Annotated in this window: 20 protein-coding genes; 11 read left to right on the top strand and 9 right to left on the bottom strand. The window is 62.4% G+C overall.

Features of this window, described 5'->3' with window-relative positions:
* Window positions 1-339, bottom strand: coding sequence for a DUF805 domain-containing protein (locus M0D65_RS11030; protein WP_170275831.1), 339 nt, complete (start codon window positions 337-339; stop codon window positions 1-3).
* A 241-nt stretch (window positions 340-580) separates the two neighbouring features.
* Here M0D65_RS11030 and M0D65_RS11025 point away from each other — a divergent pair, with 241 nt between their 5' ends.
* Window positions 581-1,561, top strand: a complete 981-nt coding sequence (locus tag M0D65_RS11025) for an alpha/beta fold hydrolase (protein WP_266252698.1) — start codon at window positions 581-583, stop codon at window positions 1,559-1,561.
* A 78-nt stretch (window positions 1,562-1,639) separates the two neighbouring features.
* On the opposite strand, the gene M0D65_RS11020 is transcribed toward M0D65_RS11025, so the two are convergent.
* Both M0D65_RS11020 and uraH read right to left on the bottom strand, forming a co-directional pair.
* Window positions 1,640-2,833 (bottom strand): urate hydroxylase PuuD, encoded by a 1,194-nt coding sequence (locus M0D65_RS11020; protein WP_266252697.1) that lies wholly within the window; start codon window positions 2,831-2,833, stop codon window positions 1,640-1,642.
* Between the two features lie 192 nt (window positions 2,834-3,025).
* Window positions 3,026-3,379, bottom strand: a complete 354-nt coding sequence (gene uraH / locus M0D65_RS11015; protein WP_266252696.1) for a hydroxyisourate hydrolase — start codon at window positions 3,377-3,379, stop codon at window positions 3,026-3,028.
* A 528-nt stretch (window positions 3,380-3,907) separates the two neighbouring features.
* On the opposite strand from uraH, the gene M0D65_RS11010 reads away from it, so the two are divergent.
* Complete coding sequence (locus M0D65_RS11010; protein WP_266252695.1) at window positions 3,908-5,293, top strand: 8-oxoguanine deaminase; 1,386 nt, start codon at window positions 3,908-3,910, stop codon at window positions 5,291-5,293.
* 153 nt (window positions 5,294-5,446) lie between these two features.
* Here M0D65_RS11010 and M0D65_RS11005 read toward each other — a convergent pair whose 3' ends face one another.
* The gene (locus M0D65_RS11005) at window positions 5,447-6,379 is read right to left on the bottom strand and encodes a LysR substrate-binding domain-containing protein (protein ID WP_091013606.1); all 933 of its coding nucleotides are present in this window, start codon (window positions 6,377-6,379) and stop codon (window positions 5,447-5,449) included.
* 249 nt (window positions 6,380-6,628) lie between these two features.
* On the opposite strand from M0D65_RS11005, the gene M0D65_RS11000 reads away from it, so the two are divergent.
* The 4 genes from M0D65_RS11000 to M0D65_RS10985 all read left to right on the top strand — a co-directional run bounded on the left by M0D65_RS11000 (window position 6,629) and on the right by M0D65_RS10985 (window position 11,481).
* On the top strand, window positions 6,629-8,206 hold the full coding sequence (locus M0D65_RS11000) for an ABC transporter ATP-binding protein (protein WP_266252694.1): 1,578 nt from the start codon (window positions 6,629-6,631) through the stop codon (window positions 8,204-8,206).
* 61 nt (window positions 8,207-8,267) lie between these two features.
* Complete coding sequence (locus M0D65_RS10995; RefSeq protein WP_266252693.1) at window positions 8,268-9,383, top strand: ABC transporter permease; 1,116 nt, start codon at window positions 8,268-8,270, stop codon at window positions 9,381-9,383.
* Between the two features lie 19 nt (window positions 9,384-9,402).
* Window positions 9,403-10,332 carry an ABC transporter permease gene (locus M0D65_RS10990; RefSeq protein ID WP_266252692.1) on the top strand — a complete coding sequence of 310 codons (930 nt, stop codon included), beginning with the start codon at window positions 9,403-9,405 and terminating at the stop codon, window positions 10,330-10,332.
* 54 nt (window positions 10,333-10,386) lie between these two features.
* Window positions 10,387-11,481: a BMP family ABC transporter substrate-binding protein gene (locus M0D65_RS10985; RefSeq protein ID WP_266252691.1), complete on the top strand. Its 1,095-nt coding sequence runs from the start codon at window positions 10,387-10,389 to the stop codon at window positions 11,479-11,481.
* A 24-nt stretch (window positions 11,482-11,505) separates the two neighbouring features.
* Here M0D65_RS10985 and M0D65_RS10980 read toward each other — a convergent pair whose 3' ends face one another.
* Window positions 11,506-12,072: a YdcF family protein gene (locus M0D65_RS10980; RefSeq protein WP_266252690.1), complete on the bottom strand. Its 567-nt coding sequence runs from the start codon at window positions 12,070-12,072 to the stop codon at window positions 11,506-11,508.
* A gap of 259 nt (window positions 12,073-12,331) precedes the next feature.
* Between M0D65_RS10980 and M0D65_RS10975 the strand changes: the two genes are divergently transcribed.
* Window positions 12,332-13,924: an ABC-F family ATPase gene (locus M0D65_RS10975; RefSeq protein WP_266252689.1), complete on the top strand. Its 1,593-nt coding sequence runs from the start codon at window positions 12,332-12,334 to the stop codon at window positions 13,922-13,924.
* A gap of 47 nt (window positions 13,925-13,971) precedes the next feature.
* Here M0D65_RS10975 and M0D65_RS10970 read toward each other — a convergent pair whose 3' ends face one another.
* Both M0D65_RS10970 and M0D65_RS10965 read right to left on the bottom strand, forming a co-directional pair.
* Entirely contained in the window at window positions 13,972-14,175 is a 204-nt protein-coding gene (locus M0D65_RS10970; RefSeq protein WP_091013579.1) for a DUF1289 domain-containing protein, read from the bottom strand.
* 86 nt (window positions 14,176-14,261) lie between these two features.
* Window positions 14,262-15,566 (bottom strand): Nramp family divalent metal transporter, encoded by a 1,305-nt coding sequence (locus M0D65_RS10965; protein WP_266252688.1) that lies wholly within the window; start codon window positions 15,564-15,566, stop codon window positions 14,262-14,264.
* Between the two features lie 522 nt (window positions 15,567-16,088).
* On the opposite strand from M0D65_RS10965, the gene M0D65_RS10960 reads away from it, so the two are divergent.
* The 4 genes from M0D65_RS10960 to M0D65_RS10945 all read left to right on the top strand — a co-directional run bounded on the left by M0D65_RS10960 (window position 16,089) and on the right by M0D65_RS10945 (window position 20,220).
* Window positions 16,089-17,189: a polyamine ABC transporter substrate-binding protein gene (locus M0D65_RS10960; protein WP_091013570.1), complete on the top strand. Its 1,101-nt coding sequence runs from the start codon at window positions 16,089-16,091 to the stop codon at window positions 17,187-17,189.
* 117 nt (window positions 17,190-17,306) lie between these two features.
* Complete coding sequence (locus tag M0D65_RS10955) at window positions 17,307-18,473, top strand: ABC transporter ATP-binding protein (RefSeq protein WP_266252687.1); 1,167 nt, start codon at window positions 17,307-17,309, stop codon at window positions 18,471-18,473.
* Entirely contained in the window at window positions 18,470-19,402 is a 933-nt protein-coding gene (locus tag M0D65_RS10950) for an ABC transporter permease subunit (protein ID WP_266252686.1), read from the top strand. The genes M0D65_RS10955 and M0D65_RS10950 overlap by 4 nt, the downstream gene beginning before the upstream one ends.
* The gene (locus tag M0D65_RS10945; protein ID WP_266252685.1) at window positions 19,399-20,220 is read left to right on the top strand and encodes an ABC transporter permease subunit; all 822 of its coding nucleotides are present in this window, start codon (window positions 19,399-19,401) and stop codon (window positions 20,218-20,220) included. The genes M0D65_RS10950 and M0D65_RS10945 overlap by 4 nt, the downstream gene beginning before the upstream one ends.
* 10 nt (window positions 20,221-20,230) lie before the next feature.
* On the opposite strand, the gene M0D65_RS10940 is transcribed toward M0D65_RS10945, so the two are convergent.
* Both M0D65_RS10940 and M0D65_RS10935 read right to left on the bottom strand, forming a co-directional pair.
* The gene (locus tag M0D65_RS10940) at window positions 20,231-21,121 is read right to left on the bottom strand and encodes a helix-turn-helix domain-containing protein (RefSeq protein ID WP_266252684.1); all 891 of its coding nucleotides are present in this window, start codon (window positions 21,119-21,121) and stop codon (window positions 20,231-20,233) included.
* 24 nt (window positions 21,122-21,145) lie between these two features.
* Complete coding sequence (locus tag M0D65_RS10935) at window positions 21,146-21,781, bottom strand: YbhB/YbcL family Raf kinase inhibitor-like protein (RefSeq protein ID WP_091013556.1); 636 nt, start codon at window positions 21,779-21,781, stop codon at window positions 21,146-21,148.
* Window positions 21,782-21,800 lie beyond the last annotated feature (19 nt).

The raw sequence follows: 21,800 nt of genomic DNA, 5'->3' as shown, positions 1-21,800 counted from the left end.
TCACTCCGCGATATTGACTTTGAGGTAATCCGAGCGGATTGCCGGATCGGGACCAAAGCGATTGGCGTGATCGACGCCGCGGTGCAGCAGGTGGATCAAAACCCAGATCGGCCCGAACACCGGGATGACGGCGGCTAATAACGACCATCCGTTACGACTGGTGTCGTGCAGGCGTTGCGCGGAGAGCGCGCTTGCACTCCAGAGAAAGACGATCGCAAAGAGGCTCGTGCCCGTTTCGCCAAACCAGGATCCGGCGAGGCTGCCGAACGCGGTGCACACGAGCGCGGCGATGACGATGCGGGTCAGCCATTCGCTGCGTGTAATGCGACCGCGGCTCAAAAAGAAAGCGGGGACGACTGTAGTTAATAGCATGTTTGTTTTCGCCTGTTCCCGGGAGTCGATTGACGGCTGCTGAAACTGTCAGCTTGTTTTAAGCTTCGGTGCGCAATTTTAAGCGGACTTGATATTATCGGTCGATCTTGATCTTGAGAAAACTGGCGCGGTATTGGCACATGTAATTATTTTCCATAGTAAATAGGCCGCTGCAACGACGAAACATAACAAGAACGCGTGAGACTTCATGAAATTTTATAAAATCGCGATTGCCGTGGTCGCCACACCGATCATCGTACTGGTGTGCGTATTGGGCGCCGCAGATTTACTGGCCCATAGCCGCGAGCAAGACGTCGCGCAGAGCGCTGCGCCGGCTGGATCGCGTTTCGTGCGGGCGGCGGACGTGGATATGCTGATACAGGAGCGGGGTCCCGCGAACGGAAAGCCGATTGTTTTTATTTCCGGCGCAGGCGCCTGGAGTTCGACATGGCTGCCGACCATGAATTATCTCGCTCAGGCGGGCTATCACTGCATTGCGGTCGACCTGCCGCCTTTTGGCTATACGAGCCGGCCGGCGGCCGATACCTACGACACGAAACACCAGGCGCTGCGCATTCTCGGGATGCTCGACACGCTGAAGCTTTCAGAGGTCGTACTCGTCGGTCATTCGTTTGGCGGGCGAGCGACGGTCGAAGCGTTGATGACTGAACCGGAGCGCTTTAAGGCAGCGGTACTGGTGGATGTTGCGCTGTCTATCGATCGAGCGCCCGCGCAGCGAGGGTTAATCGGCAATCTGCTTGCGCTACCGGTGGTCGCGCGACCGGTGATTGCCGCGACGGCGACCAATCCGCGGCTCACCGGATGGTTTTTACGGAAGTTCACCTCGCGTCACGACGCACTGACGCCCGAATGGATCGCCGTCTATCAGCGACCGCTCTCGGTGGTTGGGACGACGGTGGCTTACGAGAACTGGCTCGATGCATTTCTCAACGATCCAGGGCTCAGCAAAAGCAGCCACTCGCCGGACTACGCGTCGCTGACCATGCCGGTCGATGTGATCTGGGGTGCAACCGACGGCGTAACGCCCGTTAGCGATGGACTGCGCCTGTCGCGCCTGTTGCCTGACGCGCAAATGAACGTCTTGCCGGGCATCGGGCATATCCCTCATGTCGAGGACAATTCCGCGTTCAATCGTGCGATCGGTAGCTTCCTCGCGCGTTTGTCATAGCGCGTGGTCGATCTGTCGGAGTGGAGCATCCTGGACTGGCCGCCGGTCATCCCGACCCTGCGGCCAGCCCCTTATCGCTTACTTCGCGGCGCCGGCCTGAAACCACGCAGCAATCTTCTGCCGCTCGGCATCGGTCATGTGCGTGACGTTACCGAGCGGCATTGCCTTCAGCGTCACTGCCTGGTTGTAGATCCGTTGCGCGTTCTGCGAGATCTCGTCGGGTGTATCGAACATCACGCCGGCCGGGGCGCTACCCATCATGGTCGGGTGCGACGAGTGGCACGCGATGCAGCGCTGCTGCAACACCGGCGCGATATCCGCGACTTTCAGCACCGGCTGGTTCGCTGCCTGCGCCTGCGGCACGACCGGCTTCGGCATCGTCCACACGAGTGCGGCAGCCATCAGCGCTACACCGCCGACGGGCAGATACCACAGCACCTGGCCGCGATGCCGCATCACGAAGAACTGACGGATCAGTGCGCCGGCCAGCATGATGATCGCGAGCACGGCCCAGTTGTACGGATGCGTGTAGGTCATCGCGTAGTGGTTCGACAGCATCGCGAACACCACCGGCAGCGTGAAATAGGTGTTGTGCACCGAGCGCTGCTTGCCGCGTTTGCCGTAGATCGGATTCGGCGTCTCGCCCTTCAACATCGCGTCGACCATCTTGCGCTGACCGGGGATGATCACGACGAACACGTTCGCCGACATGATCGTTGCGAGCATCGCGCCGGTGATCAGATACGCCGCGCGCCCCGCGAAGATATGACACGCGAGCCAGATGGCGATCAGCACGTACAGGCCGACGCTTATACCGAGCAGTTTGTCTCGCGTACCGAGCAGACGACACAGCGAGTCGTAGACAATCCAGCCGGCCGCCAGAAAACCGAGCGCCGAGAAGATCGCGACGACCGGTCCCATATCGAACACGTTCTTGTCGATCAGGTAGGTGTTCGGCGCGAACAGATACAGCACGGTGAAGAGGCCGAAGCCCGAGAGCCACGTCGTGTACGACGGCCACTTCGACCAATGCAGATCGTCAGGCATTTCGGGTGGTGCGACCGTGTACTTCTGCATGTTGTAGAAGCCGCCGCCGTGCACGTGCCACAGTTCGCCGAACACGCCGCGTTTGCGCTGGTTCGCGTCCTGCGGCGGTTTCAGGCTGTTGTCGAGCGCGACGAAATAGAACGACTCGCCGATCCACGCGATAGCGACGATGACGTGAAACCAGCGAATCGCGAGATTCAGCCAGTCGGTGATAAATCCTTCCATGAAACTCCTCCACTTCCTGTTCGTTGTGCGCGTCGCGTCGCGGCTCGTCGGGTGGCCGGCGCGCGGACTGCGTCAGGCGCGTAGGGCGCCGTATGTGGGTGTGCGGTTGCCGTTCTGATCCAGCCGTCCGTCAGCGTTCAGCAGGTGTCTCCTCGTCATCTGCAAAATGCACGGACGGTGACCGGCCTTGTGTCAGCTACCGCGATACGTGCTGTATGACCACGGCGACACGAGCAGCGGCACGTGATAGTGCGAACCCGCATCGGCGATGCCGAAGCGCAGCACGACACGATCGACGAAGCGCGGCTGCGGCAACTGCGCGCCCGTGGCGGCAAAGTAGTCGCCTGCATGGAACACGAGTTCGTATTCGCCAACCACGAAGGTATCGTCCGCCAGCAACGGTGCGTCGCAGCGGCCATCGTGGTTAGTGACGGTGGTTTTCAGCAGGCGGCGCGTGTCACCGGTCAGCGCGTAGAGTTCGACCTTGACGCTGGCGCCGGGCCGGCCGTTCGCGGTGTCGAGCACGTGGGTAGTGAGCTTTCCCATTCGCAATTTTCCTTGTATCGATGCGAGGTTTCAGCGACGGCCCGATCCATGATGCGTGTGCGGCGGATCGAGGCTCCACGTCAGTGGCTACATACCCGTCGGCGGATCGAAGCGAGCGCCGTGGCAGCCATTGTAAAAAGGATGAACGCATTCGCGCACGAGCGATAGGAAAGATAAAGCCTGACGCATGACAGTCTGCTGAAAGCTGAACCCTGCGGCGACGGTATGACGACACGATTTATGCGTTTTACCGATCGTACCGGCGCCAGAATGACCCACTATATCGGCAGCGTGAATCCCGGTATCGCACCGGCGCGTGTTGTCAGCGCAATTTTGGCCCGCGAAGGTTATGCCCATGCGCAGCCCCGCTGCGTGTCCCGAAGACGGCGCAGCACGCCGGGTAACCGGGCCCCCGGCGTCTGAACGGACGCGGCGGCACGGTGCGTGCTCGCCCCATCGCGTTCGGTGCGCCTCGCACCCGTCGCTGCGGCAATTCGCCGGAGCGGCATGAATCAGGCGGAGAAACGAATGACGATGGCGCAGCACACCCCCCGCGGCAAGACCATGCTGGTCAGGCATGCCGATGTACTGGTGACGATGGATGGCGCACGGCGCGAGTTGCGCGACGGCGGCCTGTATATCGAAGACAACCGGATCGTTGCAGTTGGGCCGACATCCGAACTACCGCAGACAGCGGACGACGTGCTCGACCTGCACGGGCACCTGGTGATACCGGGGCTCGTCAACACGCATCACCACATGTATCAGAGCCTGACGCGGGCGATCCCGGCCGCGCAGGACGCCGAGCTGTTCGGTTGGCTGACGAGCCTCTACAAGGTGTGGGCGCATCTGACGCCCGAGATGATCGAAGTGTCGACGCTGACGGCGATGGCCGAGCTGCTGCTGTCCGGTTGCACGACGTCGAGCGATCATTTGTATATCTATCCGAACGGCAGCCGGCTCGACGACAGCATCGCCGCCGCACAGCGCATCGGTATGCGCTTTCATGCGAGCCGCGGCAGCATGAGCGTGGGACAGAAAGACGGGGGATTGCCGCCGGATTCGGTGGTCGAGCGCGAGGCGGACATCCTGAAGGACACGCAGCGGCTCATCGAGACGTATCACGACGCAGGCCGCTACGCGATGCTGCGGGTGGTCGTCGCGCCGTGCTCGCCGTTTTCGGTGAGCCGCGATTTGATGCGGGAGTCGGCGGTGCTGGCGCGGCAGTACGGTGTGTCGCTGCATACGCATCTTGCGGAGAACGTGAACGACATTGCGTATAGTCGCGAGAAGTTCGGTATGACACCGGCCGAATACGCCGAGGATCTCGGTTGGGTCGGGCGCGATGTGTGGCATGCGCACTGCGTTCAGCTCGACGATGCGGGGATTGCGTTGTTTGCGCGGACCGGCACCGGCGTGGCGCACTGTCCGTGCTCGAACATGCGGCTTGCCTCAGGCATTGCCCCGGTTAAACGAATGCGACTGGCCGGCGTGCCGGTCGGGCTCGGCGTTGACGGTTCGGCGTCGAACGATGGCGCGCAGATGGTTGCCGAAGTACGCCAGGCATTGCTGCTGCAACGTGTTGGTTTTGGGCCCGATGCGATGACCGCGCGCGAAGCGCTCGAAATCGCGACGCTCGGTGGTGCACGGGTGCTCAATCGCGACGATATCGGTGCGCTCGCGCCCGGCATGGCCGCCGATTTCGTCGCGTTCGATTTGCGCCAGCCGCTCTTTGCCGGCGCGTTGCACGACCCGGTTGCGGCGCTGGTGTTCTGCGCGCCGTCGCAGGTGGCGGTTAGCGTGATCGGTGGGCGTGTCGTCGTGAAAGAGGGAAGGCTGACGACGCTCGATCTAGGGCCGGTGATCGAGCGGCACAACGGGCTTGCGCGGACGCTGTATCAGGCGGCTGCGTAGCTACGATAGTCATTCAGCGTCTGAGTGAGCGGCACAACCGGCTCACTCAGCCGCAGTATCAGGTCGTTGCGCCACCAGGGCTGACGGATTGCGCGCAAGCACGCTGTGCGTCTTGCCGACGCAAGCCTGCGTAACAATGAACGCGGGCTCGCCTCACGGCTTGTCGATCAACGTGCGAGTCGCCTCGGCAACAAGCCCGCGCAGCCAGCGCACTTCGTCGGAGTAATGGCAGCGCTCGTGCCACAACTGGTAGTACTGCATCGGTGGAAAGTCGAGCGGCGCGGGCACGACCGTGAGCGGCAAGAACTTCGAGTAGTGATCGGCGAAGAGCCGCGTCGTCGTGAAGATCAGATCCGATTTGACGAGCACGTACGGCGCGAGATTGAAGTACGGCAGCGTAACGACGACATGGCGCTTGAGCCGCTCGCGTGCGAGGTGCACGTCGATTGCGCCGCGCTGGCCGACCGAATAGGGCGTCGGCGCGAGGTGGGGCGCGTTCAGGTACTGGTCGAGTGTGAGGCCGCCGCGTTTGGCATACGGGTGCGCGCTGCTCATCAGACAGACGATCTGATCGACGAACAGGTTCGACAGATGCAGTTGCTCGGGCGGCTCGGGCCAGTTACCGACGACGATGTCGAGCTTGCCGTCTTCGAGCGCGAGTTCGTAGTCGAACGCAGGACCGAGCGAATGGAATTCGAGTGTCGCGTTCGGCGCGGCCTGGCGGAAACGCTCGACGACGGTCGGCACGAACAGCACGTTCAGATAGTCCGGGCAACCGATGCGATAACAGCGAATCGATGTCGCCGGATCGAAGTTGTGCTGCTGGAACTTGATGCGCTCGATTTCGCGCAGCGCGTTCTGCACCGGTTCGAGCAGGCGCAGGCCGTACTCGGTCGGCACCATGCCGGATTTGCCGCGCACGAGCAGCGGGTCGCCGGTGATGTCGCGCAACCGGCGCAGCGCCGCGCTGATGGCCGGCTGGGACTGGTTGAGTTTGACGGCGGCGCGCGTCACGCTGCGCTCCATCAGCAGGGTGTGCAAGACCCGCAGTAAGTAGGTGTCGATCGCCTCGCGTTGCTGGCTCATGACTTCTCCGATTATATGTAAAGGCTGATCGAGGGTGCTGTAGGGTATATACGTTTTAATATAGACACAAAGCCGCGTCAAGGGTGGCTAACCCGGAAAGCGTGCTGTGGCGCGGCTTTGCGCGATTTTTGACGGCTCGACTGGCTGCGGCGAATTAGGTATTGTCGACCGGTTGCCGCAGTGCACACGAGGCTCTTCGGAGCGGCGGCGCAGGGCGGCAGACGGCGTATCGATGCACTACGGAATCCCATGGACGACTCTTCCCCTGCTTCATCTCCCGCACCGCGGCTCGCGCTGACGGGCATCAGCAAGCAGTACCCGGCCGTGCGCGCCAACGACGACGTCACGCTCACCGTCGCAGCCGGCGAGATTCACGCGGTGCTCGGCGAGAACGGCGCGGGCAAGAGCACGCTGATGAAGATCATCTATGGCGCGGTGCGTCCCGATGCCGGTGAGATCCGCTGGGAAGGCGAAACCGTCGAGATCGCGAGTCCGGCGGCAGCGCGCAAACTCGGCATCGGCATGGTGTTCCAGCACTTCTCGCTGTTCGAGACGCTGACGGTCGGCGAGAACATCGCACTCGCGCTCGATGAACCATTCGACCTGAAGACCTTAGGCAAACGCATCCGCGAAGTTTCCGCCGACTACGGCCTCGATATCGACCCGCAGCGCCACGTGCATAGCCTGACGGTGGGCGAGCGGCAGCGCGTCGAGATCGTCCGCTGCCTGCTGCAGAACCCGCGTCTGCTGATCATGGACGAACCGACCTCCGTGTTGACGCCGCAGGCGGTGCGCAAGCTGTTTGAGACGCTGCGGCGGCTGGCGGCCGAAGGCTGCAGCATCCTTTACATCAGTCACAAGCTCGACGAGATCCAGGCGCTGTGCGATACCGCGACCGTGATGCGCGGCGGCCGCGTAACGGGCCGCGTGACGCCGCGCGACGAAACGCATGCGTCGCTTGCGCAATTGATGGTCGGCCATTCGTTGCCCGATTACACGCGCCGCGCGCACACGCCGGGCAACGTATTGCTCGAGGTGAGGCAGCTCTCTGTGGCGAGCGCCGATCCGTTCGGCACCTCGCTCGACAACGTGTCGCTCGCGGTGCACGGCGGCGAGATCTTCGGCATTGCGGGTGTGTCGGGCAACGGCCAGGCGGAACTGCTCGCCGCGCTGTCGGGCGAAACGCGTAGCGCGCAACCGGATGCGATCGAGATCTGCGGCCGACCGGCGGGGCGGCTCGGCGCAGGCGCCCGGCGCGCGCTCGGCTTCGCGTTCGTGCCCGAAGAACGGCTCGGGCGCGGCGCTGTGCCGGCGATGTCGCTCGCGGAAAACGCGCTGCTCACAGCGCATCGCGAGAACATGGTCCGCTCGGGCTGGATCGATGCGCGCGCAATGAAAGCGTTCGCGCAGCGTTGCATCGCGGCGTTCGACGTGCGCTGCGGCGGCCCCGATGCACTTGCGCAAAGTCTGTCGGGGGGCAACCTGCAGAAGTACATCGTCGGCCGCGAGATGCTCCAGGCGCCGAAGGTGCTGGTCGTCGCGCAGCCTACGTGGGGCGTCGACGTCGGCGCGGCGGCGTTCATCCGTCAGCAGTTGCTCGATCTGTCGGCAAGTGGCGTAGCGATCCTCGTGATCTCCGAAGAACTCGAAGAACTGTTCGACATCTGCGACCGCGTGGCCGTGCTCGCGCGCGGACGTCTTTCGCCGGTGCGCCGGTGCGGCGACACGAATGCCGAAGAGATCGGCCGCTGGATGGCGGGCCTGTTCGGCGAGCACGACAGCGCAACGTTGCCGCCGTCACCGCCTGGCGAACCCGCGCACGCATGACGCCGCACACGAAAGCACACAGCGCACAGACAGATAACGACACGCTCACCACTCCGACCACATGATCCTTCCGTATCGACTCGAAGCGCGCACCTCGCCGTCCCGCGCGATGCAGCTCGCCGTCCCGCTGATCGCCGCACTGCTGACGCTCGTGATCGGCTTTCTGATTTTCGGCCTGGTAGGCCGCGACCCGTTGCAGGCAATGCACGCGTTCTTTATCGAACCGCTGTCGAGCATCAACGGCTGGACCGAACTGCTGCTAAAGGCGTCGCCGTTGTGTCTGATCGGTCTCGGTCTCGCAATCGGTTATCGCGCGAACGTCTGGAACATCGGCGCGGAAGGGCAGATGCTGCTCGGCGGAATTGCCGCAAGCGGCGTCGCGATCTACTTCGATCAGGCGAGCGGCTGGTGGATCCTGCCGACGATGATGCTGGCCGGCGTATTCGGCGGCATGGCGTGGGCCGCGATTCCGGCGCTGCTGAAGAGCCGCTTCAACACCAACGAGATCCTCACGAGCCTGATGCTCACCTATGTCGCCACGCAACTGCTGATCTATCTGGTGAGCGGTCCGTGGCGCGACCCGCAGGGGATGAATTTTCCGCTGTCGGAGATGTTCTCTGGCGACGCGCTCTATCCGACCTTCGCCGGCGACTGGCACTGGAAATTTCTGCGCGGCACGCGGCTCAACGCGTCGATCTTCGTCACGCTGGTTGCGATTCCGCTCGTGTGGCTCTTCATGCGCAAGAGCTTTGCGGGCTTCCGCATGAACGTCGGCGGTCTGGCACCGCTCGCTGCACGTTATGCCGGTTTCTCGGATCGCCGCACGATCTGGACCTCGCTGCTGATCAGCGGCGGGCTGGCTGGGCTGGCGGGTATGGGCGAGATCGCGGGGCCGATCGGGCAACTGCAGGCGACGTGGTCGCCGGGCTATGGCTTCACCGCGATCATCGTCGTGTTCGTCGGCCGGCTGCATCCGTTCGGTATCGTGCTGGCCAGTCTGTTGATGGCGTTGCTGTACCTCGGCGGCGAAGCGGTGCAGACGTCGATGCAACTGCCGCAGGCGCTCTCCGGCGTGTTCCAGGGGCTGCTGCTGTTCTGCCTGCTCGGTGCCGACCTGTTCGTGAATTACCGCGTGCGTCGCCGCCATACGGCCGCGCACGTTCCGCACGCCCACTGACTTCTCCAACACGACTCTCATGGATATCCAGCAAGCCAGTGCATTGACTTCGAGCGCCGTGACCGCAGCGATTCCGCTGATGTTCGCCGGCGCGGGCGAACTCGTCGCGGAGAAGTCGGGGGTGCTTAACCTCGGCGTCGAAGGGATGATGCTGATGGGCGCGGTGAGCGGCTATGCGGTCACCGCAATCACGGGCAACCCGTGGCTCGGCGTGATGGCGGCGATCGCGGCAGGCGTGGCCATGTCGCTGCTATTCGCATTTCTCACACTGACGATGATGGCGAACCAGGTCGCAACCGGCCTGTCGCTGACGATCTTCGGCATCGGTTTGTCCGCGTATGTCGGCAAGCCGTACACATCGGCGGCTGTGCGCGTGACGATCGATGCGTGGCCGATTCCACTGCTCTCGAAAATTCCGGTCCTCGGTCCCGCGTTTTTCAGTCTGACGCCACTCGATTACCTCGCGTTCGCGATGTTCGCGGCGATTGGCTGGTTCCTGTACCGCACGCGAGCGGGACTCGTGCTGCGCTCGGTGGGCGAGTCGCCGCAGGTCGCGCATTCGGTGGGCTTTCCGGTGGTCGGCGTGCGCTATGGTGCGGTGCTGTTTGGTGGCGGCATGGCGGGGCTTGCGGGCGGCTACTACTCGATCGTCAATCTGCATCTGTGGCAGGAGCAGCTCACGTCGGGACGCGGCTGGATCGCGCTCGCACTTGTCGTGTTTGCGACGTGGCGGCCGGGGCGTCTCTTGATCGGTGCGCTGCTGTTCGGTGCCGTGACGGGCCTGCAGTTCTACGCCCAGGCGATCGGCGTGCCTGTGCCGACGCAGTTTCTCGCGATGCTGCCGTACCTCGCGACGATCGTCGTGCTGGTGCTGATCTCGCGCAACCCGAACACGATCCGGCTGAATGCGCCGGCTTCGCTCGGCAAACCGTTTTTCGCCGCAGGCTGAGTGCATCTGGATAACAACGATCTGACAATCAACGACATCACTGGAGAAAACACAATGAGAAGAAAACTGCTGACCACGTTCGCGCTCGCGGCCGCATCGCTGAGTCTTGGCGCAACGCTTGCACAACAACCGGCACAGGCAGCCGAGGCACCTGGCGTCGCCTTCGTCTATCTGGGCAACCCGGGCGACGCCGGCTGGACCTTCGCCCACGATCAGGGTTCGAAAGAAGCCGAAGCGCAGTTCGGCAACAAGATCAAGATCACGCGGATCGAGAACGTGCCCGAATCCGCCGACTCCGAACGCGTCTTCCGCGATCTCGCGAACAAGGGCAACAAGATCATCATCGGTTCGAGCTTCGGCTACCAGGACTTCGAACTGAAGGTCGCGAAGGACTTTCCCGACACCGTGTTCCTGCATGCGACCGGCTACAAGAAAGCCGCGAACTTCGGCACCTATGACGTGCGCATGTACCAGGGCGCGTATCTCGCGGGCGTCGCGGCCGGCTATGTGACGAAGACCAACACGCTCGGTTTCGTCGCGTCGGTGCCGATTCCCGAGGTGGTCCGCAACATCAATGCGTACACGCTCGGCGCGCGCTCGGTGAATCCGAAAGTGCACACGAAGGTGATCTGGATCAACAGCTGGTTCGATCCGGGCAAGGAAAAACAGGCCGCCGAAACGCTGATCGGGCAGGGCGCCGACGTGCTGTTGCAGAACACCGATTCAAGCGCAACGCTGGCCACCGCTTCGGAGAAACACGTGCATGCGTTCGGCTGGGACTCGGACATGAAGAAGTTCGGTCCTGACGCGCATCTCGGGTCGGTGGTCGGACATTGGGGCGTGTACTACACGGCGGCGATCCAGCAGGTGCTCGACGGCAAATGGAAGAACGATCCGGTGTGGTGGGGCATTCCGCAGAAAGCCGTCAATCTCGAAGACCTGAATACCGGCGTCCTCTCCGCCGCCGCGCAGAAGGACGTCGAAGCGAAGCGCGCGCAAATCGCGAGCGCGAAGTGGGACGTGTTCACCGGTCCGATCAAGGATCAGACCGGTGCGGTGAAGGTTCCGGCGGGCAAGACGCTGGCCGATGCGGAACTGCAGCGGCTCAACTGGTATGTCGAGGGCGTCGACGGGGTGCTGCCGAAGTGATGCCGGCATACCCCTCGGGGAGCACTAGCTCGGGCGGATGCTGTACCAGAAGTAGGCGGGGACTTCGCGTGCCACGGAATAGATATCGCGGAGTTCCCAGAACCGCGGATACGTGCCACTTACGTCGCGTACGCCGAAGCGTTTGAGAGCAAGCGTGGTCCTGGGCAGGTGGAAGTATTGCGTCACCACGACGGCGCTGAACAGCCCCCGGCTGCGCATGAAGGCGCTTGCGTGACGGGCGGTGCTCCACGTATCGCCGCCCGTGCTGTCCACCACGATCTTGTCGGGTGGCACGCCGTGTCCTACCAGGTAGGCGCGCATGGCCAGCGCCTCATTCGTGCCGGATGGATCGATGCCGCCGCTCACGAAGAGTAGCCCGCACTGGCTTTGCTGATAGCACTGCAGCGCCGTGTCCAGCCTCGCCGCGAGCCGTGGTGACGGGGTGCCGTCGCGCTGCACCGCGTTGCCCAGCACGACGCCGACATCGGCCGGTTGGGCACGCGTGAGCAATCCCGCTGAAGCCAGCACAATGCCCCCCAGCAGCCATAGGCAAACGACGATACCGAGTGCTCTCCGGATTCTTGTGGGCATGGGCCTGGGTGTTGTTTTGGTGCGGTTCATGGCTGTCACCACCAGGTCACCGGGCTGGCCGATCGTTCGGCCGTGTGTGCAGGACTGGTTTTCATACTTGAACTTGATTGAGTCGTCGTCATTTCCATATTTCAGATGATGTGGGGTATCGCCCAGGCGTCGGTAGCGGTGAACCGGGCTGCCGCCCAACCTGAACCGTTCACGAGAACCTGCTAAAATACCCGGTTTTTCGCCGTACTACCTTTCAAAGGGACGCGCTGTGCTGTCTACCGCCAACATCACCATGCAATTCGGGCCGAAGCCCCTCTTCGAGAACATCTCGGTCAAATTCGGGGAAGGGAACCGCTATGGCCTGATTGGGGCGAACGGCTGCGGCAAGTCCACGTTCATGAAGATCCTCGGCAGCGACCTGGAGCCGAGTTCGGGCAACGTGATGCTCGAACCGAATATCCGCCTCGGCAAGCTGCGCCAGGACCAGTTCGCTTACGAAGACGTACGGGTACTCGACGTCGTGATGATGGGCCACACCGAGATGTGGGCCGCGATGACCGAGCGCGACGCGATCTACGCGAACCCGGACGCCACCGACGACGACTACATGCACGCCGCCGAACTCGAAGCGAAGTTCTCCGAGTACGACGGCTACACGGCCGAAGCGCGCGCGGGCGAACTGCTGCTCGGCATCGGTATTGCCATCGACCTGCACAACGGCCCGATGAGCAACGTCGCGCCCGGCTGGAAACTGCGCGTGCTGCTCGCACAGGCGCTGTTCTCGAAGCCCGATGTGCTGCTGCTCGACGAGCCGACCAACAACCTCGACATCAACTCGATCCGCTGGCTGGAAGACGTGCTCAACCAGTACAACTCGACGATGATCATCATCTCGCACGATCGACACTTTCTGAACCAGGTCTGCACGCACATGGCCGACATGGACTTCGGTACGCTGAAGGTCTATCCGGGCAACTACGACGACTACATGCTGGCGAGCACGCAGGCGCGCGAGCGTCAGCAGAGCGCCAACGCGAAGGCGAAGGAACGCGTGGCCGATCTGCAGGACTTCGTGCGCCGCTTCTCGGCGAACAAGTCGAAGGCCCGTCAGGCCACCAGCCGCATGAAGATGATCGACAAGATCAAGATCGAGGAATTCAAGCCGTCGTCGCGGCAGAACCCGTTTATCCGCTTCGAATACGAGAAGAAGCTGCATAACATCGCCGTCGTCGCGGAGAAGATCACCAAGAAATACGACCGCACGATCTTCAACAACTTCAGCATCAGCGTGCAGCCGGGCGAGCGCATCGCGATCATCGGCGAGAACGGGGCGGGCAAGACGACGTTGCTGCGTACGCTGAGGGGCAACCTCAAGGTCGATCACGGTACGATCAAGTGGGCCGAGAACGCGAACCTCGGCTACATGCCGCAGGACACCTACGAGGAATTCCCGGACGACGTCACGCTGATGGAGTGGATCGACGGTTATCGCCAGGAAGGCGACGACGAACAGTCGGTGCGCGGCACGCTTGGCCGGCTGCTGTTCAACGCGGACGATATCCGCAAGTCGGTGAAGGTGCTGTCGGGCGGCGAGAAGGGCCGCATGATCTGGGGCAAGCTTATGCTCGGCCGTCACAACGTGCTGCTGATGGACGAGCCGACCAACCACATGGACATGGAATCGATCGAGTCGCTGCAGATCGCGCTCGAAAAATACGAAGGCACGCTGATCTTCGTTTCGCACGATCGCGAGTTCGTGAATGGCTTGGCCAATCGCATCATTGAAGTGAAGACGGATGGTACGTTGAACGACTTTGGTGGGAATTACGAGGATTTCCTCGCTAGCCAGGGTGTGGAGTAAGCGCACCGACCGGCGGCGAGGTTGCTCATGTCACCCACGCCGCCGCGTTACAGCTTGTCGTACTGAAACCGCATCGCAGTACCTTCGCGTTGAATGCGCTCCCACACCGCGCGCTTTTCGTCGTCGGTCATGAAGACCCAGTTCGCTACTTCGCCGGCCGTGCGGCCGCAGCCCTTGCAGATTTCGTCGAAAAGCGTCGAGCAGACGCCGATGCAGGGGCTGTCGGGAAGTGCGTGAAGATTGGATGCCATCGGAGACCTTGAAGCTAAAAGCGAAAAAACGGGAACGTCCCGCTATGTTAAACGAAAGGACGTGGGCGCCTGCGTGAAGAAACAGTTCATGACCCAGTCGCAACCTGCCACACCAGCACCCCATTGAGCACGAGGATCGCCACGGCGCAAAGCCACGCGAGCAGCAGTGGCACACCGCGCACGCGCCAGTCGTGCATCAACAGCGGATCGGACGCATAGCGGATCAGCGGCACCACGGCCAGCGGCAATTGCAGGCTCAGCACGACCTGGCTCGCCACGAGCAACTGGTTCGAACCATGCGGGCCGAACAGCGCGACTGCCAGCAGCGCGGGCCCCATCGCGAGCGCCCGGGTCAGCAACGCACGTTGCCAGCGCGGCAGCCGCAGCCGCAAAAATCCCTCCATCACGACCTGGCCCGCCAGCGTTCCCGTCACCGTGGCGTTCAGCCCGCAGGCGAGTAGCGCCGCCGCGAACAAGATGCTGGCCCAGCGCGATCCGACGATCGGTGCGATCAGCCGGTGCGCGTCGGCGAGATCGGTCACGTTGCGATGGCCGTTCGCGTAGAACACGGCGGCCGCGAGTATCAGCAGCGCCGCGTTGATCACGAACGCAAACGACAGCGAGCCGAAAGTATCGAAATTCACGCCGCGCAACGCATGGGCGATTTCCGCCCGGGTGCCGCCGGGCGCATGTTGCTTGACAAGCGCCGAGTGCAGGTAAAGGTTGTGCGGCATGACGGTGGCGCCGAGAATCCCGGCCGCGAGCCAGACCATCCCCGCGTTGCGCAACAACTCGCCACTCGGCACGGTGCCGGCGAGTGCCGCGTGCCAGTCGGGTCTGGCGAGCGCGAGTTCGACGACGAAGCACAACCCGACGAACAGAATCAGCAGGACGACGACGGCTTCGAGCGTGCGCCTGCCGTACTGCTGAAGCGCGAGCATCGCGAGCGTGCCGACCGCCGATAACAGCACCCCGACGGTCAGCGACACGCCAAGCAACAGTTGCAGCGCCACCGCGCTGCCGACCACTTCGGCGACATCGCACGCGATGATCGCGATTTCACTGGTGATCCACAGGAACACCGTCGTCGCGCGGCGATTGCGCTCACGGCAGAGCTGCGCCAGATCGCGCCCGGTGACGAGGCCGAGCCGCGACGAGATCCATTGCAGCAGCATCGCCATCAGGCTCGATAGCAGTACGACGCTGAGCAACTCGTAGCCGTAGCTCGCACCGCCGGCCAGCGCAGTGGCCCAATTGCCCGGGTCCATGTAGCCGACCGCGATCAACGCCCCCGCACCGACGAACGAAAACCAGTGCGCCGGCCGACCCGGCTCGCCGCCCTGAGGCGGGCGGCGGCGATTCTGACGCAGCGCAAACGGGTTGGTATTCATCGCGAACCCTGGACGGTACAGCCGGTAAGCCGGTTTGGCGCAGGCAGCGGGCCCGGCCTTGCGAGGTATCGCGAGATGTCGGGCGGCCGGGCCAAGCCTATTGTGCCCGTCAACGCGCTTGCGAACATCGATTACCCTGCCGCGCGTGCGTCAATATGCATTGGCGATAAACCGTCGGCGCCATATGGCGCGCGGGCCGTGCACTGGCCCGACACGGTGCTACCGGAGCGGGAGGTTTTTTTCCGGCTGGACACGCGCGCATAACCCGTTAAAATTGCGCCCGTTTTGCAGCGCGAGATTTACACGGGAAAGGCGGAAACAAGGCACGGACATGCAGCGGACCCAACAACCACGAGCCGCACGCCCTGTACTGTTTGTGCGACAGGAAGGTTTTTTCTTTGGCGCGCGCAGCAATTAATGGTAGTTTTCGAATTTTTCGGGGGTGCCGTGCGCGGACGCGCGGCATCGGCGACGTAAGTTACATGAGCGACCGGTTCGGGCCGGTCGGCAACGGAGAACAGGATGAAGAGACAGGTGATGGGTCGGCTGGCCGCGCTCGTATTGTGTGCGGCACCGTGGGTGACGGCGGCAGCGAAGGACACGCAGCTGAATGTGTACAACTGGTCGGATTACATCGCCAAGGACACAATCCCGAACTTCACCAAACAGACCGGCGTCAAGGTCCAGTACGACAACTACGACAGCGACGACACGCTGCAGGCCAAGCTCCTCACCGGCAATTCCGGCTACGACATCGTCGTGCCGACCAGCAACTACGCAGGCAAGCAGATCGCAGCAGGCATCTTCGCGCCGCTCGACAAATCGAAGCTGCCGAATCTCAAGTATCTCGATCCCGCACTGATGGCGCTCATCGCCGGTGCAGATCCGGGCAACCAGTTCTCGGTGCCTTGGGCATATGGCACGACCGGTCTCGGCTACAACGTGACCAAGGCGCAAAAGCTGCTTGGCAGCAACGTGCCGCTCAACAGCTGGGACGTCCTGTTCAAGCCGGAAAACATCTCGAAGCTGAAGGCTTGCGGCGTGTCGCTGCTCGACGCGCCGGACCAGGTGTTCGCCGCCGCGCTGCACTACATGGGCAAAGACCCGATGAGCACGAATCCGGACGACTACCGCGCCGCGCTCGCGATGATGAAGAAGATCCGTCCGTACATCACGCAGTTCAACTCGTCGGGTTATATCAACGATCTGGTCGGTGGCGACATCTGCTTCGCGTACGGCTATTCGGGCGACGTGGTGATCGCGAAGCACCGTACGCTGGAAGCGAAGAAGCCGTACAAGGTCGAGTACTACATTCCGCAGGGCGGGGCGCCGGTGTGGTTCGACGTGATGGCGATTCCGAAGGACGCGAAGCATAAGGAAGCCGCGCTCGAATGGATCAACTACATCGAGACACCGCAGGTGCACGCTGCGATCACGAACGCCGTCTACTACCCGAGTGCGAACGCCGAAGCGCGCAAGTACGTCGACAAGGATGTGGCGAACGATCCGGCCGTCTATCCGCCGCAGGACGTCGTCAAGACGCTGTTCCTGATGAAGCCGCTGCCGCCTGAAATCCAGCGTCTGCAGACGCGGCTCTGGACCGAATTCAAGTCCGGCCGCTGAAGCATCGATAGCGATAGCGGATCGCAGGAAACAGCCATGCAACTCCTGAAGCCCTCGGTACTCACCGGGGGCTTTGTTCGTCTAACGCAGCTGAGAAACAGGTAAAAGCAATCGATCATGAGTGACCAGTCGAGCTTGCCGGGCACGGCCGGCAGTGTCGTCGGTAGCGCCGCCGGGGGTGCCACCGGGGGTGCCAACGATAACTTCGTGCAGATCGTCGACGTCGTGAAGAAATTCGGCGAGACGGTGGCCGTCAAAGAGGTCAACCTGTCCATCCGCAAGGGCGAGCTGTTCGCGCTGCTCGGCAGCTCGGGCTGCGGCAAGTCGACCCTGCTGCGGATGATGGCCGGTCTCGAGAGCGTCACGTCGGGCAAGATCCTGATCGATGGCGAAGACCTCGCGCAGTTGCCGCCGTACCGACGACCGGTCAACATGATGTTCCAGTCGTATGCGTTGTTTCCGCACATGACGGTCGAGTCGAATGTCGCCTTCGGCCTGAAGCAGGAAGGCGTGCCGAAAGCGGAACTGAAAGACCGTGTGCAGAGCGCACTCGAACTCGTGCAGATGGCGCGCTATGCGAAGCGCAAACCGCATCAGCTGTCGGGTGGCCAGCAGCAGCGCGCGGCGCTCGCGCGCTCGCTGGTGAAGCGGCCGAAGCTGCTGCTGCTCGACGAGCCGATGTCCGCGCTCGATAAACAGATCCGCCAGCGCACGCAGATCGAACTCGTCAACATTCTCGACAAGGTCGGCGTGACCTGCATGATGGTTACGCACGATCAGGAAGAAGCGATGACGATGGCTTCGCGCCTCGCGGTCATGAGCGAGGGCGAGATCATGCAGCTCGGTACGCCGCACGAAGTCTACGAGTTTCCGAACTGCCGTTTCTCGGCGGAGTTCATCGGCTCGACGAATCTGTTCGACGGCAATGTCGTCGAGGACGAGCCCGACCACGTGTTCATCGAAACCGCCGATCTGCCGACCCGCCTGTACGTGAGCCACGGCATCACCGGGCCGCTCGGCATGCCGGTGACGATCTCGGTGCGTCCCGAGCGCATCGCGCTTACGCGCAAGCCGCCCGAAGGTACTTACAACTGGGGCAAGGGAGTCGTCTCGAACATCGCCTACATGGGCGGCTATTCGCTGTATCACGTGAAGCTCGACGGCGGCAAGACGGTGATCGCCAACATGTCGAGCCTTGCGCTCTCCGAGATCGACTCGCCGACCTGGGGCGACGAGGTCTATGTGCGCTGGAGCGCATCGGCCGGCGTGGTGCTGACATCATGAAGCGCGCACTCGATGCTTTCATGGCTTGGCCGGTGCGGCGCTTCAACCTGAAGGGCAGCACCGCCGTCGTGGCGGGTCCGTTCATCTGGTTGTTGCTGTTCTTCCTCGTGCCGTTCCTGCTGGTCGTGAAGATCAGCTTCGCCGACTTGCGGCTCGGCATTCCGCCGTACACCGAACTGGTGACGTTGAAAGACGGGGTGGTCCAGTTCGCGTTCGACCTGTCGCACTACGCGTTCCTGCTGACCGACAGCCTGTACTTCGCGACCTATGTGAACTCGGTGGTGGTCGCGGCGATTTCGACGCTGCTGTGCCTGCTGCTCGGCTACCCGATGGCGTACTACATCGCGCGCTCGAATCCGGCTACACGCAACATCCTGATGATGGCGGTGATGCTGCCGTTCTGGACGTCGTTCCTGATCCGCGTGTACGCGTGGATCGGCATCCTGAAGAACAACGGCCTGTTGAACAACTTCCTGATGTCGATCGGTCTGATTCATACGCCGATCGAGCTGTATCACACGAACGCGGCCGTCTATATCGGCATGGTGTATTCGTACCTGCCGTTTCTCGTGATGCCGCTCTACGCGCACCTCGTCAAGATGGACATGACGCTGCTCGAAGCCGCCTACGATCTCGGCGCGAAGCCGTGGAAGGCGTTCTGGCAGATCACGCTGCCGTTGTCGAGAAACGGTGTGATCGCTGGTTGCCTGCTGGTGTTCATTCCGGCGGTGGGTGAGTACGTGATTCCGGAACTACTCGGTGGTGCGAATACGCTGATGATTGGCCGCGTCATGTGGAACGAGTTCTTCGACAATGCGGACTGGCCGATGGCATCCGCGGTGACGTGCGCGATGGTGTTGCTGCTGCTGGTGCCGATGGCACTCTTCCAGTATTCGCAGGCGAAGGAACTGGGGGAGAAGCGTCGATGAAACCGAATCGCATTCTTCAGTTCATCGCGCTCGGGATCGGCTTTCTGTTCCTGTATGTGCCGATCGTCAGTCTCGTCGTCTATTCGTTCAACGAGTCGCAGCTCGTCACGGTCTGGACGCGGTTTTCGACGCGCTGGTATGCCGCGCTGTTGCAGGACGACGAGCTGATTGCGGCGGCGCGGCTGTCGCTGCGCATCGCGCTGCTGACCGCTTTCGCGTCGGTTTTCATCGGCACGTGGGCAGGCTTCGTGATGGCGCGTATGGGCCGCTTTCGCGGCTTCACGCTGTACACCGGGATGATCAACGCGCCGCTGGTGATCCCCGAGGTGATTCAGGGCATTTCGCTGCTGCTGCTCTTCATCGAAATGGAGAAGTGGTTTGGCTGGCCGGCGGGGCGCGGCATCTTCACGATCTGGATCGGTCACGTGATGCTGTGTATTTCCTACGTCGCGATCATCGTGCAGTCGCGTGTGCGTGAGCTGCATCCGTCGCTAGAAGAGGCTGCGCTCGATCTTGGCGCGACGCCGTTGCGCGTGTTCTTCGCGATCACGTTGCCGCTGATTTCGCAGGCGTTGATCGCGGGCTGGCTGCTGTCGTTTACGCTGTCGATCGATGATCTCGTGTTGTCGGCGTTTCTGTCGGGGCCCGGTTCGACGACGCTGCCACTGGTCGTGTTTTCGCGCGTGCGGCTTGGCTTGAATCCGGAGATGAATGCGCTCGCGACGCTGTTTATCGCCGTGGTGACCGCTGGTGTGATCATCGGGAATTATTTCATGCAGCGAGCGGAGAAGCGGCGGATGGCGGAGGCGGTGGGATAGGCACTACCGCTCAGCGGACGCTGGATGGCGCACGGCCGAATCGTTCCTTGAAGCGTTCTGCAAATCGCGTGCGGGATTTGTACCCGCAGGCCTGAGCAATATGCGGAATGGTCCAGGCCGTTGTCTGCATCAGCATCATGGCGTGATGCATGCGGGTGTCGAGGAGCAATTCCTCGAAGCGCACCTGTTCTGTGGCCAGGCGCCGGCGCAATGTCGATTCGCTCATTGCGAGTTCGCGACCGGCTTCCTGCGCTGTCCAGCGACGCTCGGGTGCCTCGCTGATGAGGCTGCGCAATCGTTCGGAGGTGGTTATCTGCAACCCGTCACAGGCAAACTGATGGCCGCGGTCCGACAGCGCGATCAGCAAGTCCATCAGGCGATGCAGAAGCCGTTGATCGCTAATCTGGCGTGCTTCGATGCTCTGCACGCAATGTTCGAACGTCGACGACAAATCATCGTCTAGCGGAACCTGCTGGAATGCCATCGACCGGCGCTCTTTCGTTCGCGTGGAAGGGTGATGACGATGGAACTCAGCAAGCAGTCCGGTTGACAACGTCAGGAAGATCGAACGGAAGCGGCCTTCATCGCCCCCGGGAGTCTTCAGGATATCCGTGCACGTGCTCTGGTCGACGAGGATCAGGGACGACGGGCTATCGACCACCAGTCGTTGTGTTCCGTCGTCGAGCGTCAATCGACCTGTCACCACAAGCAACACGGTCGCTTCAAAAAAGCGGAAACGTTGCGTGTGCAGGGCCCGCTTCAAGCATGGTCGCGCCAGACCGCACAGGTTGTGCCTCGATACAGGCGCGCCGGATGGCAGATGCCAGCTCGCCTCTCCCATCGGCTCCCGAACTTTGGAGAGCGGTAGGGCGTCATCGGAAATGAGGTGAGGCGAGGCCATGGCTGGATCGTGGACGCGATATCGCTAGTCGAGCAGAACCTTCGGGTTCAGGCTGTACAGTCCGGTCACGCTGGCTTGACCCAGCACGGATGCGGAGGCAAGCGCGGCGCGCACGTTCGCTCCGGTAAGCGGACCGCTGACTTCGAGCGTGGGAGCGGCAAGCGCATAGACCGTGAACACGTAATGGTGGACGATCGCATCGTTCCACGGCGGGCACGGACCATCGTAGCCATAGTACTCGCCCTGCATGTGCTCGTCGTTCGCGAACCAGCCTGTGTAGTCGTTGATACCGTGGCGCCAGCCGTTATGGGCAAGCGGGCCAGCCTTGCCTCGCGGCGTGACGCCACTGGCGTGCGTGCCGGCGGGAATCTCGGTGATACCGGTCGGGATGTCGAGCAGAAGCCAATGGAAGAAGTCGACGCGAGGCAGCGAAGCAGGTACTTCACGGCCCTCCTGGTTGACGTCGTCGCCGCGGCTCGGCACATCCGGATCGTGGCAGACCACGACGAACGATTGCGTTCCTTCGGGCACGTCGCTCCACGCCAGATGAGGATTGCGGTTTGACGACAGGGCGACGTGCGAGACCGGGTCGGCGACGGCAAATGCGAACTCGCCGGGAATCGTTGCGCCGTTTTTAAAGCTTTGACTGATGAGTTGCATGGTGAGATGTCGTCCTGGG

This window comes from Paraburkholderia sp. CHISQ3 (assembly GCF_030464945.1).
Lineage (GTDB): Bacteria > Pseudomonadota > Gammaproteobacteria > Burkholderiales > Burkholderiaceae > Paraburkholderia > Paraburkholderia megapolitana.
Note: the sequence above shows the minus strand (reverse complement) of the source record. Positions and strands in the feature narration are given on the sequence as shown.

Excerpts from the sequence above, each read along its gene's own strand:
- M0D65_RS11025 (WP_266252698.1), top strand. The coding sequence starts at position 581 with ATGAAATTTTATAAAATCGCGATTGCCGTGGTCGCCACACCGATCATC.
- M0D65_RS11020 (WP_266252697.1), bottom strand. The coding sequence starts at position 2,833 with ATGGAAGGATTTATCACCGACTGGCTGAATCTCGCGATTCGCTGGTTT.
- uraH (WP_266252696.1), bottom strand. The coding sequence starts at position 3,379 with ATGGGAAAGCTCACTACCCACGTGCTCGACACCGCGAACGGCCGGCCC.
- M0D65_RS11010 (WP_266252695.1), top strand. The coding sequence starts at position 3,908 with ATGACGATGGCGCAGCACACCCCCCGCGGCAAGACCATGCTGGTCAGG.
- M0D65_RS11005 (WP_091013606.1), bottom strand. The coding sequence starts at position 6,379 with ATGAGCCAGCAACGCGAGGCGATCGACACCTACTTACTGCGGGTCTTG.
- M0D65_RS11000 (WP_266252694.1), top strand. The coding sequence starts at position 6,629 with ATGGACGACTCTTCCCCTGCTTCATCTCCCGCACCGCGGCTCGCGCTG.
- M0D65_RS10995 (WP_266252693.1), top strand. The coding sequence starts at position 8,268 with ATGATCCTTCCGTATCGACTCGAAGCGCGCACCTCGCCGTCCCGCGCG.
- M0D65_RS10990 (WP_266252692.1), top strand. The coding sequence starts at position 9,403 with ATGGATATCCAGCAAGCCAGTGCATTGACTTCGAGCGCCGTGACCGCA.
- M0D65_RS10985 (WP_266252691.1), top strand. The coding sequence starts at position 10,387 with ATGAGAAGAAAACTGCTGACCACGTTCGCGCTCGCGGCCGCATCGCTG.
- M0D65_RS10980 (WP_266252690.1), bottom strand. The coding sequence starts at position 12,072 with ATGCCCACAAGAATCCGGAGAGCACTCGGTATCGTCGTTTGCCTATGG.
- M0D65_RS10970 (WP_091013579.1), bottom strand. The coding sequence starts at position 14,175 with ATGGCATCCAATCTTCACGCACTTCCCGACAGCCCCTGCATCGGCGTC.
- M0D65_RS10965 (WP_266252688.1), bottom strand. The coding sequence starts at position 15,566 with ATGAATACCAACCCGTTTGCGCTGCGTCAGAATCGCCGCCGCCCGCCT.
- M0D65_RS10960 (WP_091013570.1), top strand. The coding sequence starts at position 16,089 with ATGAAGAGACAGGTGATGGGTCGGCTGGCCGCGCTCGTATTGTGTGCG.
- M0D65_RS10955 (WP_266252687.1), top strand. The coding sequence starts at position 17,307 with ATGAGTGACCAGTCGAGCTTGCCGGGCACGGCCGGCAGTGTCGTCGGT.
- M0D65_RS10950 (WP_266252686.1), top strand. The coding sequence starts at position 18,470 with ATGAAGCGCGCACTCGATGCTTTCATGGCTTGGCCGGTGCGGCGCTTC.
- M0D65_RS10945 (WP_266252685.1), top strand. The coding sequence starts at position 19,399 with ATGAAACCGAATCGCATTCTTCAGTTCATCGCGCTCGGGATCGGCTTT.
- M0D65_RS10940 (WP_266252684.1), bottom strand. The coding sequence starts at position 21,121 with ATGGCCTCGCCTCACCTCATTTCCGATGACGCCCTACCGCTCTCCAAA.
- M0D65_RS10935 (WP_091013556.1), bottom strand. The coding sequence starts at position 21,781 with ATGCAACTCATCAGTCAAAGCTTTAAAAACGGCGCAACGATTCCCGGC.